Here is a 16,271-nt window from a genome sequence, read left to right as displayed (position 1 = left end):
TATACAGATGAAAAAGGTACTGGCAATCTTGGCCGCTTTGGCGGCCGCTGCCGTGATTTGCGGGCTTCTCTTTTTTCATAATGACGTTACAGACAGAATTAATCCGTTTATTCACAAACAAGATGTTTATGTACAGATTAATCGAGATGGCAAACATCTTAGCCCGGGCGGTATTGAATATACATTAGACGGATATAATCAATCAGGAAAAAAAGAAGAAGTGACCTTTTTTGCCGGAGGAGATCTTCGGAAGCAAGCTTATCTGAAGGTCAAGGCAAAAGGAAAGTATGTAGAGACCTGGGAAGAAGTCAAGTATGAAGAGATGCCGAACATCGTGCAGTCAAAATTTCATTAAACCATACAGCAAACGGCACAGAGAAAACTCTGTGCCGTTTTATTTATTTTTTGTTTTCTTCAGCCCGCTTGATCAGCATGTCAGTGATCAGATCCATCTGTTTGCTGACGGCAATCGGGTCATATGGATAAAAGGTGTCAAAGTCGTTGATAAAGACGCGATTGTTCTTAATGGCGTCCAGGTTTTTCCAAATGGAAGATCCCTTCAGCCGCTGGAGGGTTTTGCTTTCTCCGTTCGGGTTGTAATCGGTGATGAACATATAATCAGCGGCATACTCAGGAATGACCTCTTGGGAGATCTGTTTCATTGCCCCCGTTTTCATTATGTCCTTTTCCACTTTGGCTGGCGCTTTCAGTCCGAGTGCGTTATACACAGCCTGGCCGCCGCGCCCGGAATTGTCATTAAAGACCCAAAGCTCTCCTTTATCCGTGCTTTCAAAAAGTCCGAATGTCGCGTCTTTGCTGATGACGCCTTCGAGTTTCTTTTTGTCTGCTTCCGCTTTTTTGTTGAAGTCCGCCATAAAGCTTTTCGCTTTATCCTTCGCTCCGGCAATATCTCCGAATAAGCTGACCGTGTCTTTTACATTTTTTGCAGTGTTAAACGGAATAACGATTGTCGGTGCGATTTTAGACAATTTATCGTATTGGTCATCTTTCATTAACACAATTAAATCTGGTTTCAGCTGCATAACTTTCTCGACATTGACCGGATTGCCGATGTCCGTGACGTTTTTCAGCTGTGTTTTGATAAATGGATTTTTAAAGGACCATGAGCCTGCTCCGACGACATTTGCGTCAACGGTGAACAGCTCTCCCGCATAAAAATCAGTGACAATCCGCTTCGGGTGCGCGGGTATTTTTTCATTGCCTTTAGATGAGTGGTATGTACGCATGTCTGTCTTTTCCTTGCCGGACACTGACCCGCTGCTTTCATTCGCGCCGCTGCACGCGCTTAAAGCAAAAACAAGCAGGAGTGCCAGACCGATCAGCCATGATTGTTTCTTCATAATTATCCTCCTTAATAATGATAATGATTATCATTATTAATATAGCAGGAAGACATGAGGCCGTCTATAATTTTTCTAGAAAACCTTCCTTGATTATCCATGATATAGTGGTAAAGGAGAGGGAATGTGTTTTGATTACGAAAAGAGGGGCATGGTGGGAAGTGCTGCACAGCTGGTGGCTGCTTCTGATTTTCGTGTCCTTTGCGCTGACCAGTTTTTTGGCTTTTTTCTATATCGGTTACAGAGCCAAGAACAAAAACTGGCTGAAATACGGTCTTATTTCTGCCTTTATGGATCATTTCAAATCATTCATGGATTGAAATGATCCAGCTTGATGTGTTTAAACAAAATGCAGAGGCAAGAGCGTTTGAAGCGGTAAGACATGAGGCGGAGGCAAAATTCGGCGGAAAACCCGCCCGGCATGTTGACTTGACAAAACATCGGTAAAAAACAAATGACAAAGCCGGCATCATCGTGCTTTGTCATTTGCATAAAGCGGTTATTGCTGGTATGAATGCTGCTGGAATGGTGTGTGCTGCTGGCTTTGCGGGAATGAAGAAACGTTTGAATTCACCATAGATGAAGACATTTGTCCGCTTACTTCCTGCTGCAGCTGGTTGCACATATTTACGATCTGCTGGCATTTTTGGATCGCCATTTCATGGCCCTGCAGCGCTTGTTGAATAGTATGCACGGCATGCTGCTCATGGTTAAGCACCTGCTGAAGTATTTGAATATTCTGCTGTTCCTGCTGCAGCATTTGTTTATACTGATTGCTGCTTTGCTGTGTCTGCTGAATGAGCTGCTGCGCTGTTTGGCGGCATTGATTTAATTGATTTCCGCTGTATTGATTTTGATACATGATAAAAAACCTCCATTGGGTTATTGGATTTACACATTTATCATGTGAAGGAATAAGAGCGGCATTCATCAAATACAGGAATTCAATTATTTACCTTTTTATGTACAGGGCGGAATACAAGGCTCGATATTGCCTGTGAGCTTTGTATTCCGGCCTTTTTCTCAGAAACCGCCTTCAGTGGAGTGGAAGGGAATATTGAGTCTGTTTTCAACAGTGCGCAGGCGCTGATTCAGACGGTTTAAGCGGCGGGTATGAAGCTCAATCGCTTGGCTTAACCGTCCGATTTGTTCATTCATCCGCGTCAGTTCACGGTTTTGGCGCTGATCTTCATTTGAGAGGCGGGTAAGCTCTCTCGTTTGCTGAACGTTTTGTCTTTCGAGCTGGGCGACTCTGCGTTCTAAAGCCGTCGTTTGCCGATCGTCTTGCTGATCTTGATGATATTGCTGATAGGGCGCATAATAGGTTTCCTGCTGATACGGTTCATATTCAACATGGCTCACTTCATATTCCTGCTGAGGGAAATAACCAGGGGGTGTGTAGTACTGATATGGATTCATTCATCATTCTCCTTATTAGTCAATTTCTTTATACCTTATGTAGTCAATCGCACAGTGCCACGGCATCTGCCCAGCACAAGGAGGTTTCAAAGGAAGGTGATCACAATTGCGGAATACACATTCTCGCGGTATAGGCTTCATTACGCTGCTTCTTATTATCGCATGTGTAATGATGACGGGCTGCCAGCAGAAGAAAGAGGATGAAACGCCTTTTTATTACGGAACATGGGATGAAGGCCTGAAGCCGGGGCCGATGGACGGGGTGAGATCAGAAACCGTCACGTTTACGAAGGATAAAGTACTGACAAAGCAAGTGATGAAAGGCCGGGGAGAAGCAGAACTGCCTTTTAAAGCTTACAAAGTGTTATCCCAAAGCACAGACGGAACCATCACAATTCAGTATCTCGGCTCGCCCCATCCTGGTGAAAGCACATTGAAAAGGGGAAAAAACGGCACGCTGATCTGGATTGAAAATGGAGAAATAAAAACGATGAAACGAATGAAAACAGGCGAGGAGGACAAACATGAGAAATAAAGCTGCCGACCGGCTCGTTTTAGCAGGAGTCATCATACATATGATTCAATGGTTTACGCTGTTGCGGCTGTTCTTTCAGATTGAAAATAAGTTCGGGCATTTTACCATCTATAATCCGAATGTTGTGAACGGCACCATGCAGTCTTTTTCATTTTCAGATATGATGCGTTCTCTTCTTTATTCAGGGACGATGCGGAATACGCTGCTGTTCTTTATGTTTGCGGCTCTGCTCATTTATTTATGGCTGAATGCCGTTTTTATCATATTAGAAATCATTTCTTATGTGATGATCAGGCGGAACCGCTATTCATTGTGGGGATACGTTCCGGCAGCGATGGGAGTGAAGCTTGCCGTTATGGATTTGGCGGCCGTTCCTTTCTTAATGGCAGGGCTGATGCTGATGAAGCAGAAAAAAGAAAGCGGCGCTGAAACAGAGGAGACCGGCCGAAGAAGAAGGCGGGTTCCGATCCGAAAACAAACGCGGCTCATAAGGAGAAAAACGTCTTTTTAGATTGAACTGAGAAATGAAAAAACGATATGATGAGATCATTAGACGAAAACAATACGAAGGAGATGCAAGATGTACAAGTTAATCGCGATAGATATGGACGGAACACTTTTAAACGATCATCATGAAGTCACAGCCGAAGTCCGTGAGGCGCTCAATGCCGCAAAAGCGGCAGGGGTCAATATCGTACTCTGCACAGGCCGTCCGCTCGGCGGAGTGCAGCGGTATTTGGACGAGCTGAATTTAAAGGAAGAAGGCGACTATGTCATTGCCTACAACGGCGCCCTTGTCCAAAACACGTATACGAACGGTGTCGTAGCTGAGCAATCCTTAGGCTTTGAAGACTTGCAATCGTTACATGAGCTGAGCTTACAGCTGGACACGCCGATGCATTACTTTGATTCGGCCAATTTATACACACTGAATCGGGACATCAGCGAATACACAGTATACGAATCATACATCACGAAGGTGCCGCTTCATTTCCGCACGATTGAAGAAGTGCCGAAGGATATCCTGATTCCGAAAATCATGTTCATCGACGATCCGGAGAAGCTGGACAAAACAGTCGAATCGATACCGGAACCATACAGAGAAAAGTACACAATGGTCAAAAGCGCGCCGTTCTTTTATGAGATTCTCCATCCGAAGGTCAGCAAAGGAAATGCAGTCAAACTGCTCGCTGAACAGCTCGGCATTGAGCAGAAACAGGTCATGGCGATCGGCGATAACGGCAACGATCTGTCCATGATAAAATGGGCCGGCTGCGGCGTGGCGATGGCCAATGCCATCCCGGAAGCAAGAGAAATTGCCGACTATGAGACAAAATCAAACAACGAACACGGCGTCGCACATGCGATTCAGGAGCTTGTGCTGAAAAAATAGGCACCCTATCAGAGGGTGCTTTTTGAAAAAAGTTTAAATACTAATTAAGAAATATTGTAGTTACATTAACCGAGAGGATAGTTAAAATATTAAAGTCGATTTCAGAAATGATTAAGATTAAACCCTTTAAAATTTGAAATAATTCTTTAGCTCAGTATTTTTAATCGTTAGAATCCCCTATGATGTCTTTTTTGTTAAGAAATATAATGGAAGTAATTACACACATAAAAATAATTATTATTTGTATCAACAAGGTGATCATAATAGAGGTAAAAACATTTTGGTGAAATAGGGGCTGTCTTAAAACCATACTCAGATTTCCTATAAAAACAAAGGAGTCTCTGAAAATAGACAGCACGTACCATGCAGTTATGATTAAAAAGGAATAAACTGGTTTTATCATTATTGAAAGTGTTGTGAAGAGAAAAACAGCACAGAGTACACTTGAAAAATTCAACAAAATGATGAACCATGTTAACTGTAGATAAGGCATTTTTAAATCTGACAAACTGAGTGTATGCAAAGTATATTCTGTATAATTTGTTGACTGGATCCCAAATAAAGAGCATAGAAAAAGTGTTAATAAAAATATTAGAGAGCAGTAGATCAATGTTACAATAAAAGTACAGGTATATTTACTAATGATAAGTAAATATACTTTACGTATTCTAATTCTAGTAAATGAGCTGAAATTTATAATGTCTGTTCTTGCCCATGTATTCATAATAAAAATTAAGCTTAGTTGAATAAACAACCATAAAAAAGGGAATTTAAAAGAGTGTTGCTTCACAAGATCAATTGGTACACCTCCGATACCAATTAGTAACGCATCTAAATACGAATAATAACTATTTTGATCATATGATTTTAACAGAAGTACTGGGTACAACAAAAAAAACAGCGTGAGAATTAGAAAAATAATGAAGTTGTTTTTAATATGTTGAAAGCCAGTTTGCAGATCTCTTTTTATTAATAAGAAATAATCTTTCATCGAATTTCACTTCCATAAAGCCTTATTTGTAAACTGGAATTTTGAACAAATTTATAGACATACCATCCCTAGAGTTAATATTTAGTTGTAATGGTGCAGTTTTATTCATATCATTATAGGTGAATTTAGCTTCACCTTTGATTGTTGTGTAAGGAGGGATAGAATAAACTCTTTTTTTTGTACGATTATCAATAAAGTCGATACTTTGCGTCATATCTTCTCCACGCATCAACCGGTAAAATTCTGGATGAAATGCAACAGCTTTATTAGTGTCATTTTTAAAAGTGAAGGGTATGGAAAAAATTGTTATTTTGTTCAACATATCATCTTCCACTACTTCAGTTTTTGCTTTACCGAATGTTTGTGTAAGGCCTAAGGCTTTTATTGGTGTGTCAAGTTTAGAATTAACAATAGATAATTTGTAACCAGCATAGTTTTTATTAGTAGCACGGTATTGATAAATACTATATGCAGTAACGAAAATCAAACAAATTAATACTAAAGCTAAATATAGTTTTTTCTTCATTAATTCACATTCCTCTCAGACTCCCGGATAATACGTCCATAATCAATATCAAAAATTTTATCTGATACTGCATTAAGTGTTTCAGAGTCGTGACTAGCAACTAATATGGTTTTTCCTTCAGCCTTTAATTTAAATAAAAGTTTTTCAACCACTTTTACAGCTTCCCGATCTAAAGCATTTGTGGGTTCATCCAGCATTATGATTTGTTGATCTTCCATAATAGCTTGAGCAATTCCAAGGCGTTGCTTCATGCCTAAGGAATATTTTTTATATTTTTTTTTATCATCAGGATTTAGGCCGACACTTTTAATAGCTTCCTTAATGTCATTATCAGAAATTTTTGATTGAATTTTTGAAAGCAACTTTAAATTCTTAAAGCCGGTGTAATCAGGTACAAACCCAGGATACTCGATTAAAACGCCAATATTGTTAGGGAAATCTCCTTGCTTTGTCATATTAGTTCCGTTGATTAAAACTTGTCCTTTAGTAGGGCGCATCAATCCAGAGAGTACACGAAGCAACATAGTCTTACCAGATCCATTCCGTCCTTGAAATCCGTAAATCTCGCCTTTATTTAACTTAAAAGAAATACTATCTAGTACCGTATTTCTTTTGAATGTTTTTACAATATCTTTAGCTTCTATGATTACTTTCGACATTTTTCAACCTCCATTATTAGTTCTTCTTAACATTGTTCTCATCAATTTTTCCATCTGAATAATCTTTTTTGACCATTTGTATATATATTATAGAAAATAAAAGTATTGTTCCGCCTGTAAAAAGAAAGACTGTGGTTTCAAACGATTCTGGTACTAACCATTGGTCTAAATTTAATGATAAGTGATCATGCAAAATTGAAAAATCATAAAAGTTGTTCATCATACGGTCCATTATAATTAAACACATTACAACGATAAAACTATATATGTAATTTGATAACAATAAATATATAGCACTAACAGCAGCCGAAATGAAAAAGAACACGAGAGTACTCGTAATAAAATAACGAGTAATCATCCATATCCCTGAAAAAGATGTGAGGTTTATTTGGTCTCCATATCTTATAAATGGTGTTCCTGCTGTTGTGTCCCAGTAATGTACAAAATCACCGCACCAAATTCCACTAATAATATATCCAAATAATAATAATAATAATGTAAAACATAAGGAAATACCAAACAATCGAGCAATGAAAGCTAAAAAAAGTTCTGAACGTGATCTGTATCTAATGATACGAAATAGTGAGAAAAATGATAAAACACCAATAGACACAAATAAAAGAAAAAGTGGACTGAGAGGGAAGGTAAATGTATATATTGAGAAAAATTGATCCATTGCATCTGCAATACTAATCGTACCTTTTAGATCTTCAAGTCGTGCGCTCTTAATTAAGAAAAGAATAGTCAGTATAAATAAGCAAAACCAACCCAATATCTTCCATTTATCCGCACATAAATCAGCTATTAAGTTTTTCCATTCCTTAATCACGAACATATTTGCGAACTCCTAATAGAAAAATTATTGAACTTAAAAGCATAATCCCTATTAACTGAAAGCACATTGCAGACCAACTTGCCCCATTGGGTGCTTGTTGTTGCAAAAAACTATTGGCTTGCATTTGATCTTGTCCTAACGTTGTAAATACAGTATTAAGTATAAATTGAAGTACGAACGGTGATAAAACAACAATAAACATATTGTGAAATAACATACTTATACTCAGTGCAAAAGTAGCCCATACACCAGAAAACAAACCGATTAGTAATATATAGAATAAAATGTGTAATAATGGATGATTATAATAAAAATCAGGGTAAAATGTATAGCCTGTTACTAAAGGCATTTCATTATTGATAACTCGATCAGGCGGAATATTAGGCAACTTCATGAAAGATAAATAAAGATTAACAATTAGAGGCAGCGTTCCAGTAATAAAAGCTGCGGCAAAATTCAATCCAAATAAAGCCTTAAAGTATAAACTTGCTTTTTTCCTTATAAATAAAAAAGGTGTATAGCCAGTACGTTGATCACTTGCGAATAAATCTGCTAATGGGAGAGAGGCTATTACAGGTAAAAGGAACAGAAACAAGGTAGGATAGTCTGAAATTCCACCAATCCCCATCCACTTGGTATAAGGTGTAAACGCTATTCCGCCGTCTTTTTCAATTGATTCTTCTAAGAAAAGTTCATCTGTATAAAAATAAGCAACAGAACAAAATAAGCCGATTAAAATTGCGATATAAAATGATTTTTTATGTAATAGTCGGTGTAAAATTAGTACTCCCATAGAATCCTCCTCTAACAAGTAAATAGGTACTGAAAAATCAGTACCTAAGAAATTATCAATAATCGGAGCTCCACACTCCATTAGAATGGCCGTTTCCATCTTTTTTAGCAGCAATTGAAGCTGATACTGTACCTCTAGTTCCAAAATCTTCAAGGGCATAATTCGTCATTAATACTACGCCTTTTTTTCTTACTGTATAATTATGCCCGTGGGAAGCATCATGCCCATTTGCTTTAACCCAAGATGTATATGAAATATTTATATCTGTTACTCTTTGATAGACAGCACTTCTAGTATATTTAGTGAGCTTACGAGTCTCATCGTATGGATTCCCTTTTAAAAATCCAAAATGATAACTTGCATTCATATCTTTTGGTGTAGTAGCAAAAACTTTGTTAATACCTATTAAAGTAAAGCTCATCCCCATAATAAGAGCGAAAATAAAAACCTTTTTCTTCATACTTTAACTCCCTTCTGAAACTAACACATTTTATCACGAATATTTATCGTAGTCAGGACTCCATACGCCATTAGAGTGGCCGTTTCCATTTTTTTTAGCTGCAATAGAAGTGTTTACGTAATCCGCCCACCAACTTCTATAATCTTCAACTGCATAGTTTGTCATTAATACTACGCCTTTTTTTCTTACTGTATAATTATGCCCGTGGGAAGCATCATGCCCTTTGGCTTTAACCCAAGATGTATAAGCAATATTAACATCTTTTACATTTTGATATACATAAGTTGTTCGGTATTTGTCACGTTCAGTTGTCTCATCATAAGGGTTTCCCTTCAAGAACCCAAAATGAAATTTAGTGTCTACAAAGTTTCCATCTGGTGGGCTGGCCGCTAATAATTTGGCAGTACCTAAAGAAGTAAAACTAACCCCAAAAAGAAGCATAAATACAATTAACTTTTTTTTCACCTAAGTCACCTCTATATTTTTTTTATATTAAAAATCTTGTCTGCCACACCGTAACAGTCATGATTTTCATTCAACCAAATAAACCGAAGAGAAACAACTGCTGATTTTCCTTTGAAAGATGGTAATTTGATTTGAAAATCTGTATCAGGTCCAGGATCTTTGTAAGTTTGTTTCCATGTAATTTCTTGCCCGTTTTCACCACTTATCTTTCCAAGTATGTAATTTGGTGTAGGATGCTTTAATTCCTTAACCATTTCAATCTTATTATGTTTTGGGAGTGGGACAATATCAGTCTTTTTTCCTTTAAGTAATTTTTTAATGTCAGCATTATTCGTCTCTACTTGTTTACTGTAAAAAGGACCATTCTTAAAATCAGATGACCAAAATATTTTTTTGAAATAAATATTTTTCGATTCAGAGTCTAACCAAAAGTCATTATTTTCGCTCTTAGGGTCTTTAGAGGTATCTGTTATTACAACTATTGGTTCTGATACCGAATCTGTAACCATCTTGACTTCATTATTTTTGCCACAAGCAGAAATCATTAAGAGGGATACTGTGAAAAATAGTAAAAAGATTAATTTCTTCATTAAAGAACACTTCCTCTTATTTACTCGAAAAAAATTCAATAAGCTTATATTAACTATATTATTTTTACATGTCAACTATTTTTTTCTATTTTTTTGAGTATTTATTCTTATAGTTACCATTTAACATAGATCGCGAGATAATATTGAAAAATAAAGGGCGATAGTCTTTCATTACTTTATGAGGTATGCTTCAGGTGTATATATTTAAAGTCGTAACCAGGAATATAAATGTTTCTTAACAGGAGATTAAATTCCTATAATTGTTTAAATGATTAAGCAAATAGCTTTTAATCATAGTCATTTTTAGAAATACCTTATATATTGAGCGTTTTTTATTAATTTGTCTTCAAATATCACTTTTAAGTGTATTAAACCATCCGATAATGGAGCGTATACAGTACTTCAATGTTAAAATAAATTGAAATACGTAAAAATAAATAGAAAATATTGATTCTAATCTGGAGGCTCGATATGGATCGTGAAAAACAGCAGCTCAGCATAGAAGCCGCAAAACTATATTATCAATCGGATTACAGCCAGCAGCAAATCGCGGAACAGCTTAACCTGTCACGCCCGACCGTTTCGAGGCTGCTTCAGTATGCCAAAGAAAAAGGATATGTCCAAATCCGTGTCATGGACCCGTTTGAGGATTTGGATGAACTCGGTGCGAAGCTGGAGGAGAAATACGGTCTGCTTGAGGCGCACGTCGTCTTTTCTCCCAGTGCCGATTACCCTGCCATTACACATTACTTGAGCCGCTACGGCGCAGACTATATGCATAAAACCGTAAAGGATGGCGACATTCTCGGTGTAAGCTGGGGAACGACAATGTACCAAATGGCCCGGAATATGGAACCGAAGCAGGTGAAGAGCGTTGAAGTGGTGCAGCTGAAAGGCGGCATCAGCCATTCCAATGTCAATACGTATTCATCAGAAACGATTCAGCTGTTTGCCGAGGCTTTCCAGACGATGCCGAGATATTTGCCGCTGCCCGTTATATTTGACAATGCCGATGTGAAAAACATGGTGGAGCAGGACAGGCATATTAAGCGGATCATTGAAATGGGCAAACAAGCCAATATCGCTTTGTTTACGGTAGGAACCGTTCGGGATGAGGCGCTGCTTTTCAGACTCGGTTATTTCCGCGAAGAAGAAAAGCAATTGCTGAAAAAACACGGAGTCGGTGATATTTGTTCACGTTTCTTTGACGCCGGGGGCAATATTTGCAGCAGCAGTATTAACGATAGGACAATCGGTGTGGAGCTAGCTGATTTAAAAATGAAGGAGCGTTCCATCCTGGTTGCGGGCGGCAGCAGAAAAGTCCCGGCCATTCACGGGGCGCTGGCCGGAAAATATGCGAATGTCCTGATTGTCGATCAGCATACGGCCAAAGTACTCGTTCAAGAAATGTGACAATTATTGAACATAATTTCATTTACCAATTTACATATGTTCAAAATTCGGTTATTCTAAACGTATCCTAGTAAAAAGGAAGTGCATACAATGTCAATTGCAAGTCAAATAGACCATACTGCTTTGAAACCGCATACACAAAAAGCAGATATTTTACAACTGATAAAAGAAGCAAAAGAATACAAGTTCGCTTCCGTTTGTGTGAACCCGACTTGGGTAAAACTCGCGGCAAAAGAACTAAAGGGCACAGGTGTTGACGTTTGTACTGTTATCGGCTTTCCGCTCGGCGCGGCTACAACGGAAACGAAAGCATTTGAAACGAGGGATGCCATCTCAAAAGGGGCAACTGAAGTTGATATGGTCATCAATATAGGCGCTTTAAAAGACGGCGATAACGATGCAGTCGAGGCTGACATCCGCGCGGTTGTCGAAGCTGCGGCACAAAAAGCGCTTGTCAAAGTCATCATCGAAACATGCCTGCTGACAGATGAAGAAAAAGAGCGCGCATGCCGCTTGGCGGTTTCTGCCGGCGCTGATTTCGTCAAAACGTCAACAGGGTTTTCTACAGGCGGGGCAACGGCTGAGGATATCGCTTTGATGCGCAAAACAGTCGGACCGAACATCGGAGTAAAAGCATCAGGCGGCATCAGAACGAAAGCTGATGTTGACAGCATGATTGCTGCGGGCGCGAGCCGGATCGGCGCAAGTGCGGGCGTATCCATCGTAGGCGGCGACGGCGGCAGCAGCGACAATTATTAAGGAAAGGTGCGGAAGCGTTTTGCTTCCGTCATCTCCTCTCTTTCGTTCGTGCATGAAAAATTGTAAGCGAATACAAATAAAAGGAGAACACACATGAAGTATCTTATCGGAATCATTGGAATCATTGTGTTTTTAGGTCTCGCCTGGCTCATCAGCAATGGGAAAAAGAGAGTTAAAATTCGGCCGATAGCAGTCATGCTTGTTCTGCAGCTGATTCTTGGCTATATTCTCCTCAACACCGGTATCGGTAATTATCTTGTCGGCGGCTTTGCAAAAGGATTTAACTACTTGCTGGAATATGCATCAGAAGGGATCAACTTCGTGTTCGGCGGGCTTGTGAATGCGAAACAGACCACATTCTTCATAAGCGTGCTTCTGCCGATCGTCTTTATTTCCGCTTTAATCGGAATATTGCAGCATTGGAAGATCCTCCCCTTGATCACAAAATATATCGGTCTTGCTTTAAGCAAGGTGAACGGAATGGGAAAAATTGAATCTTACAACGCAGTCGCATCAGCGATCTTAGGGCAATCAGAAGTTTTCATCAGCCTGAAAAAGCAGCTCGGCTTTCTATCAGAGCAGCGCTTGTATACGCTTTGCGCATCAGCGATGTCGACGGTTTCCATGTCTATTGTCGGCTCTTATATGACAATGCTGAAACCTGAATATGTCGTGACGGCGCTCGTGCTGAACTTATTCGGCGGATTTATTATCGCTTCGATCATCAACCCGTATGACGTGAGCAAAGAAGAGGATATCATTGTCGTCCCTGAAGAAGAAAAACAATCCTTTTTTGAAGTGCTCGGTGAGTATATAATGGATGGATTCAGAGTCGCCGTTGTCGTAGCGGCGATGCTGATCGGATTTGTAGCGCTAATTGCTTTGATTAATGGAATCTTTAGCGCGGTCTTCGGCATTACTTTCCAGGCGCTGCTTGGATATGTATTCGCGCCATTTGCGTTTTTAGTCGGCATTCCGTGGAATGAAGCGGTAAGCGCCGGAAGCATAATGGCAACTAAAATGGTATCGAATGAATTTGTCGCCATGCAGACGCTCTCGTCCGGAAGTTTTCATTTCAGCGCGCATACGCAGGCAGTTGTATCTGTTTTCCTTGTTTCATTTGCTAACTTCTCGTCCATCGGGATTATCACGGGCGCGGTGAAAGGATTAAATGAAAAGCAAGGAAACGTCGTCGCGCGGTTCGGATTGAAATTATTATACGGCGCCACGCTTGTCAGCTTCTTAACAGCGGCAATCGTCGGATTGATTTACTGACCATAAACGAAGGATAGGTGACTTAACATGAGAATGGTAGATCTTATTATAAAAAAACAAAACGGAAAAGAACTGACAACGGAAGAAATTCAATTTTTCGTAAAAGGATATACGGACGGCAGCATCCCGGATTACCAAGCAAGCGCACTGGCGATGGCGATTTTCTTTCAGGATATGACGGATCAAGAACGCGCTGATCTCACTATGGCGATGGTAAACTCAGGAGAAACGATTGATCTTTCTGCAATTGAAGGCATTAAGGTTGATAAGCACTCAACGGGCGGGGTCGGCGACACGACAACACTTGTACTCGCTCCGCTTGTCGCAGCTCTCGGTGTTCCCGTCGCTAAAATGTCCGGCCGCGGCCTCGGACATACCGGCGGAACCATTGATAAACTGGAAGCCATTGAAGGGTTTCATGTGGAACTGTCAAAAGATGAATTCATCAAGCTTGTAAACCGCGACAAGGTAGCCGTCATCGGCCAAAGCGGCAATTTGACGCCTGCTGATAAAAAACTGTACGCGCTTCGTGATGTGACGGGAACGGTGAATTCCATTCCGCTGATCGCAAGCTCTATTATGAGTAAAAAAATCGCCGCAGGGGCGGATGCGATCGTGCTTGATGTAAAAACAGGAGCGGGCGCATTTATGAAAACGGACGAAGACGCCGTGAACCTCGCCAAAGCGATGGTGCGTATCGGAAACAATGTAGGGCGCCAGACGATGGCTGTCATTTCTGATATGTCGCAGCCGCTCGGTTATGCGATCGGAAACGCGCTTGAGGTTGAAGAGGCCATTGATACCTTGAGGGGAGAAGGCCCGGAAGATTTAAACGAACTTGTCCTCACGCTCGGCAGCCAAATGGTCGTTTTAGCGAAAAAAGCCGAGACATTGGAGGAAGCGAGAGCCAAGCTTCAGGAAGTAATGAAAAATGGCAAAGCGCTTGAGAAATTTAAGGAATTCCTGAACAACCAAGGCGGTGACGGCTCTGTCGTTGACGATCCGTCCAAACTCCCGCAGGCGGCATACAAAATTGACGTTCCTGCAAAGGAAGCGGGTGTCGTATCAGAAATCGTTGCTGACGAAATCGGCGTCGCGGCCATGCTGTTGGGCGCGGGGCGCGCAACAAAAGAAGACGATATCGACCTGGCCGTCGGCATCATGCTCCGCAAAAAAGTCGGAGACAAAGTCGATAAAGGCGAGGCGCTCGTCACCCTTTACGCCAACCGCGAAAACGTTGACGAAGTCATCACTAAAATCTATGACAACATCCGCATTGCGGAAAAGGCGGAAGCGCCGAAGCTGATTCATACGCTGATTACGGAATAAGAAAATAGAGAAGCGGCACATACTTCATCGGTATGTGCCGTTTTTTATGACATTGTTTTCTGTATCTCACGGACGGCTTCTTTCGGCTGCCCTTTCTTAAAAAAGCGAATAAGGTAGCAAAGGATAATACAAGGGATTCCGCAAAAAAGGGCAATTCTCTGATTGGGATCAAACGCAAGGCCTATGCAGGAAGCAAAGCATAAGATCATTGCAGCGATGGGAACGAGAGGGTAAAGCGGCGTGCGAAAGGTTAAATCTGTGACCTTTCCGCCCTTTTTAAGAAAGTCCTTCCGAAACAAAAGCTGAGACAGCGCAATACTCATCCATACAACCACTCCGGCAAACCCCGCAATCGCCACCAGCACCACGTATACCGTCCCCGGAGCAACAATACTGGAGATTAAGGATAAGGAAGATACGGCCATACTGGCGATTAAGGCGTTCAGCGGAATGCCCTTCGGAGTGATTTTTTTGAAGCGGGAGCTGATCATATTTTCATTGGCCAAAGACCAGAGCATCCGGGTGGAGGCGTACAGCCCAGAGTTTGCTACAGAAAGCAGTGCCGTTAAAATAACAAAATTCATAATATCTGCGGCATAAGGAATCCCGATCTGGGAAAAGACCGCCACAAACGGGCTTTCAATGACACCGGCTTTTTTCCAGGAAATCAGGCCGGATAACACAAAGATTGCGCCGATAAAAAAGATCACCGTTCTCCAGGCGACATTTCGGATCGAACGCGGAATATCTTTTGCCGGATTTGCGGTTTCTCCCGCTGTAATTCCGATCAGTTCCGTCCCTGAAAAGGCGAAGCTTACGGATATCATGGCGATAAAAACCGCGAGAAAGCCGTTCGGAAACAGTCCGCCGTGATCAGTGAAATTCGACAGCATCGGGGCTTCAGCCGCTCCGTGTAATGAGATCAGGCCGAACATCGCGGCGCCGCCTAAAATAATAAATAAAAGAATGGTGACAATTTTGACGCTGGAAAACCAAAACTCTGTCTCCGCGAATAATTTAACCGAGAACGCATTGGCCGCGAAAAGGAGAACGGCAAAAATCACGCTCCACATCCAGACACTGCTGTGGGGAAACCAGCGCTGCATGAGAATGCCGGAGGCGGTAAACTCTGAGCCTACCGTCACCACCCAATTCACCCAGTACATGATGCCCACCATAAATCCGGTAGACGGCCCGATGAATGTCGTCGCGTACGTTTGAAACGATCCGGTCACGGGCATGGCTACCGATAATTCTCCGAGGCACTGCATGACAAGATACATCATGAAGCCGCCGATTAAGTAGGCGAGTATCGTCCCGCCGGGTCCCGCTTGGCTCAATGTATAACCTGTACTCAGAAACAGCCCCGTCCCAATGACGCCGCCCAATGAAATCATAAATAAATGCCTGCTTTTCATGGTGCGCTTCAATTGAGTGCCGCTGCCTTTATGAACATCCAACGTGATTC

The 16,271-nt window shown here is 41.1% G+C and carries 20 protein-coding genes; 9 read left to right on the top strand and 11 right to left on the bottom strand.

The annotated features are described in order from the left end of the window. The first annotated feature begins 7 nt into the window (after positions 1–7). Positions 8–355: a YxeA family protein gene (locus J7E26_RS13285; RefSeq protein WP_214800209.1), complete on the top strand. Its 348-nt coding sequence runs from the start codon at positions 8–10 to the stop codon at positions 353–355. Positions 356–398: 43 nt separating this feature from the next. Here J7E26_RS13285 and J7E26_RS13280 read toward each other — a convergent pair whose 3' ends face one another. Next, positions 399–1,361 (bottom strand): iron-hydroxamate ABC transporter substrate-binding protein, encoded by a 963-nt coding sequence (locus tag J7E26_RS13280; RefSeq protein ID WP_214800208.1) that lies wholly within the window; start codon positions 1,359–1,361, stop codon positions 399–401. A gap of 131 nt (positions 1,362–1,492) precedes the next feature. On the opposite strand from J7E26_RS13280, the gene J7E26_RS18630 reads away from it, so the two are divergent. Next, positions 1,493–1,681: a hypothetical protein gene (locus J7E26_RS18630; RefSeq protein ID WP_214985259.1), complete on the top strand. Its 189-nt coding sequence runs from the start codon at positions 1,493–1,495 to the stop codon at positions 1,679–1,681. A gap of 179 nt (positions 1,682–1,860) precedes the next feature. Here the strand turns inward: J7E26_RS18630 and J7E26_RS13270 are convergent, their stop codons facing one another. Together J7E26_RS13270 and J7E26_RS13265 are read right to left on the bottom strand one after the other, a co-directional pair. Then, positions 1,861–2,223 carry a hypothetical protein gene (locus J7E26_RS13270; RefSeq protein WP_214800207.1) on the bottom strand — a complete coding sequence of 121 codons (363 nt, stop codon included), beginning with the start codon at positions 2,221–2,223 and terminating at the stop codon, positions 1,861–1,863. 161 nt (positions 2,224–2,384) lie between these two features. After that, positions 2,385–2,780, bottom strand: a complete 396-nt coding sequence (locus tag J7E26_RS13265) for a hypothetical protein (protein WP_214800205.1) — start codon at positions 2,778–2,780, stop codon at positions 2,385–2,387. Positions 2,781–2,949: 169 nt separating this feature from the next. On the opposite strand from J7E26_RS13265, the gene J7E26_RS13260 reads away from it, so the two are divergent. From J7E26_RS13260 to yidA, 3 genes are all read left to right on the top strand, one after another. Further along, positions 2,950–3,315, top strand: coding sequence for a DUF3255 family protein (locus J7E26_RS13260; RefSeq protein WP_214800341.1), 366 nt, complete (start codon positions 2,950–2,952; stop codon positions 3,313–3,315). Further along, on the top strand, positions 3,305–3,826 hold the full coding sequence (locus J7E26_RS13255) for a hypothetical protein (protein ID WP_214800204.1): 522 nt from the start codon (positions 3,305–3,307) through the stop codon (positions 3,824–3,826). The genes J7E26_RS13260 and J7E26_RS13255 overlap by 11 nt, the downstream gene beginning before the upstream one ends. A gap of 69 nt (positions 3,827–3,895) precedes the next feature. Further along, positions 3,896–4,708, top strand: coding sequence for a sugar-phosphatase (yidA, locus tag J7E26_RS13250; RefSeq protein WP_214800203.1), 813 nt, complete (start codon positions 3,896–3,898; stop codon positions 4,706–4,708). A 1,013-nt stretch (positions 4,709–5,721) separates the two neighbouring features. Here yidA and J7E26_RS13245 read toward each other — a convergent pair. The 7 genes from J7E26_RS13245 to J7E26_RS13215 are packed head-to-tail and all read right to left on the bottom strand — an operon-like array spanning position 5,722 to position 10,027. After that, on the bottom strand, positions 5,722–6,225 hold the full coding sequence (locus J7E26_RS13245) for a hypothetical protein (protein WP_214800202.1): 504 nt from the start codon (positions 6,223–6,225) through the stop codon (positions 5,722–5,724). Next, positions 6,225–6,884 (bottom strand): ATP-binding cassette domain-containing protein, encoded by a 660-nt coding sequence (locus J7E26_RS13240; protein WP_214800201.1) that lies wholly within the window; start codon positions 6,882–6,884, stop codon positions 6,225–6,227. Before J7E26_RS13240 ends, J7E26_RS13245 begins: the two co-directional genes overlap by 1 nt. Positions 6,885–6,900: 16 nt before the next feature. After that, positions 6,901–7,719, bottom strand: a complete 819-nt coding sequence (locus J7E26_RS13235) for a hypothetical protein (RefSeq protein WP_214800200.1) — start codon at positions 7,717–7,719, stop codon at positions 6,901–6,903. Then, on the bottom strand, positions 7,706–8,512 hold the full coding sequence (locus J7E26_RS13230; protein WP_214800199.1) for a hypothetical protein: 807 nt from the start codon (positions 8,510–8,512) through the stop codon (positions 7,706–7,708). Before J7E26_RS13230 ends, J7E26_RS13235 begins: the two co-directional genes overlap by 14 nt. A 55-nt stretch (positions 8,513–8,567) precedes the next feature. Continuing rightward, positions 8,568–8,972 carry a hypothetical protein gene (locus J7E26_RS13225; protein WP_214800198.1) on the bottom strand — a complete coding sequence of 135 codons (405 nt, stop codon included), beginning with the start codon at positions 8,970–8,972 and terminating at the stop codon, positions 8,568–8,570. Between the two features lie 33 nt (positions 8,973–9,005). Next, the gene (locus tag J7E26_RS13220; RefSeq protein WP_214985254.1) at positions 9,006–9,437 is read right to left on the bottom strand and encodes a hypothetical protein; all 432 of its coding nucleotides are present in this window, start codon (positions 9,435–9,437) and stop codon (positions 9,006–9,008) included. 11 nt (positions 9,438–9,448) lie between these two features. Beyond that, positions 9,449–10,027, bottom strand: coding sequence for a hypothetical protein (locus tag J7E26_RS13215; RefSeq protein ID WP_214800197.1), 579 nt, complete (start codon positions 10,025–10,027; stop codon positions 9,449–9,451). Positions 10,028–10,498: 471 nt separating this feature from the next. On the opposite strand from J7E26_RS13215, the gene J7E26_RS13210 reads away from it, so the two are divergent. The 4 genes from J7E26_RS13210 to J7E26_RS13195 all read left to right on the top strand — a co-directional run bounded on the left by J7E26_RS13210 (position 10,499) and on the right by J7E26_RS13195 (position 14,803). Beyond that, positions 10,499–11,440: a DNA-binding transcriptional repressor DeoR gene (locus J7E26_RS13210; RefSeq protein WP_214800196.1), complete on the top strand. Its 942-nt coding sequence runs from the start codon at positions 10,499–10,501 to the stop codon at positions 11,438–11,440. A gap of 90 nt (positions 11,441–11,530) precedes the next feature. Then, positions 11,531–12,199: a deoxyribose-phosphate aldolase gene (deoC, locus tag J7E26_RS13205; protein ID WP_214800195.1), complete on the top strand. Its 669-nt coding sequence runs from the start codon at positions 11,531–11,533 to the stop codon at positions 12,197–12,199. A 93-nt stretch (positions 12,200–12,292) separates the two neighbouring features. Further along, positions 12,293–13,474: a NupC/NupG family nucleoside CNT transporter gene (locus J7E26_RS13200; RefSeq protein ID WP_214800194.1), complete on the top strand. Its 1,182-nt coding sequence runs from the start codon at positions 12,293–12,295 to the stop codon at positions 13,472–13,474. A 27-nt stretch (positions 13,475–13,501) separates the two neighbouring features. Next, positions 13,502–14,803, top strand: a complete 1,302-nt coding sequence (locus J7E26_RS13195) for a pyrimidine-nucleoside phosphorylase (protein ID WP_214800193.1) — start codon at positions 13,502–13,504, stop codon at positions 14,801–14,803. A 44-nt stretch (positions 14,804–14,847) separates the two neighbouring features. Here J7E26_RS13195 and J7E26_RS13190 read toward each other — a convergent pair whose 3' ends face one another. Beyond that, complete coding sequence (locus J7E26_RS13190; RefSeq protein WP_214985341.1) at positions 14,848–16,221, bottom strand: amino acid permease; 1,374 nt, start codon at positions 16,219–16,221, stop codon at positions 14,848–14,850. Positions 16,222–16,271: the final 50 nt, after the last annotated feature.

The organism is Bacillus sp. ISL-51 (genome assembly GCF_018613535.1).
In the GTDB taxonomy this organism is placed as follows: domain Bacteria; phylum Bacillota; class Bacilli; order Bacillales; family Bacillaceae; genus Bacillus.
This window is presented reverse-complemented; position numbering and strand designations above follow the sequence as displayed.

Bases quoted from the DNA above. Each gene is read 5' to 3' on its own strand.
- J7E26_RS13285 (WP_214800209.1), top strand. From the start codon at position 8: ATGAAAAAGGTACTGGCAATCTTGGCCGCTTTGGCGGCCGCTGCCGTG.
- J7E26_RS13200 (WP_214800194.1), top strand. From the start codon at position 12,293: ATGAAGTATCTTATCGGAATCATTGGAATCATTGTGTTTTTAGGTCTC.
- deoC (WP_214800195.1), top strand. From the start codon at position 11,531: ATGTCAATTGCAAGTCAAATAGACCATACTGCTTTGAAACCGCATACA.
- J7E26_RS13270 (WP_214800207.1), bottom strand. From the start codon at position 2,223: ATGTATCAAAATCAATACAGCGGAAATCAATTAAATCAATGCCGCCAA.
- J7E26_RS13280 (WP_214800208.1), bottom strand. From the start codon at position 1,361: ATGAAGAAACAATCATGGCTGATCGGTCTGGCACTCCTGCTTGTTTTT.
- J7E26_RS13190 (WP_214985341.1), bottom strand. From the start codon at position 16,221: ATGAAAAGCAGGCATTTATTTATGATTTCATTGGGCGGCGTCATTGGG.
- J7E26_RS13245 (WP_214800202.1), bottom strand. From the start codon at position 6,225: ATGAAGAAAAAACTATATTTAGCTTTAGTATTAATTTGTTTGATTTTC.
- J7E26_RS13265 (WP_214800205.1), bottom strand. From the start codon at position 2,780: ATGAATCCATATCAGTACTACACACCCCCTGGTTATTTCCCTCAGCAG.
- J7E26_RS13215 (WP_214800197.1), bottom strand. From the start codon at position 10,027: ATGAAGAAATTAATCTTTTTACTATTTTTCACAGTATCCCTCTTAATG.
- J7E26_RS13235 (WP_214800200.1), bottom strand. From the start codon at position 7,719: ATGTTCGTGATTAAGGAATGGAAAAACTTAATAGCTGATTTATGTGCG.
- J7E26_RS13225 (WP_214800198.1), bottom strand. From the start codon at position 8,972: ATGAAGAAAAAGGTTTTTATTTTCGCTCTTATTATGGGGATGAGCTTT.
- J7E26_RS13195 (WP_214800193.1), top strand. From the start codon at position 13,502: ATGAGAATGGTAGATCTTATTATAAAAAAACAAAACGGAAAAGAACTG.
- J7E26_RS13230 (WP_214800199.1), bottom strand. From the start codon at position 8,512: ATGGGAGTACTAATTTTACACCGACTATTACATAAAAAATCATTTTAT.
- J7E26_RS13240 (WP_214800201.1), bottom strand. From the start codon at position 6,884: ATGTCGAAAGTAATCATAGAAGCTAAAGATATTGTAAAAACATTCAAA.
- yidA (WP_214800203.1), top strand. From the start codon at position 3,896: ATGTACAAGTTAATCGCGATAGATATGGACGGAACACTTTTAAACGAT.
- J7E26_RS13255 (WP_214800204.1), top strand. From the start codon at position 3,305: ATGAGAAATAAAGCTGCCGACCGGCTCGTTTTAGCAGGAGTCATCATA.
- J7E26_RS13260 (WP_214800341.1), top strand. From the start codon at position 2,950: ATGATGACGGGCTGCCAGCAGAAGAAAGAGGATGAAACGCCTTTTTAT.
- J7E26_RS13210 (WP_214800196.1), top strand. From the start codon at position 10,499: ATGGATCGTGAAAAACAGCAGCTCAGCATAGAAGCCGCAAAACTATAT.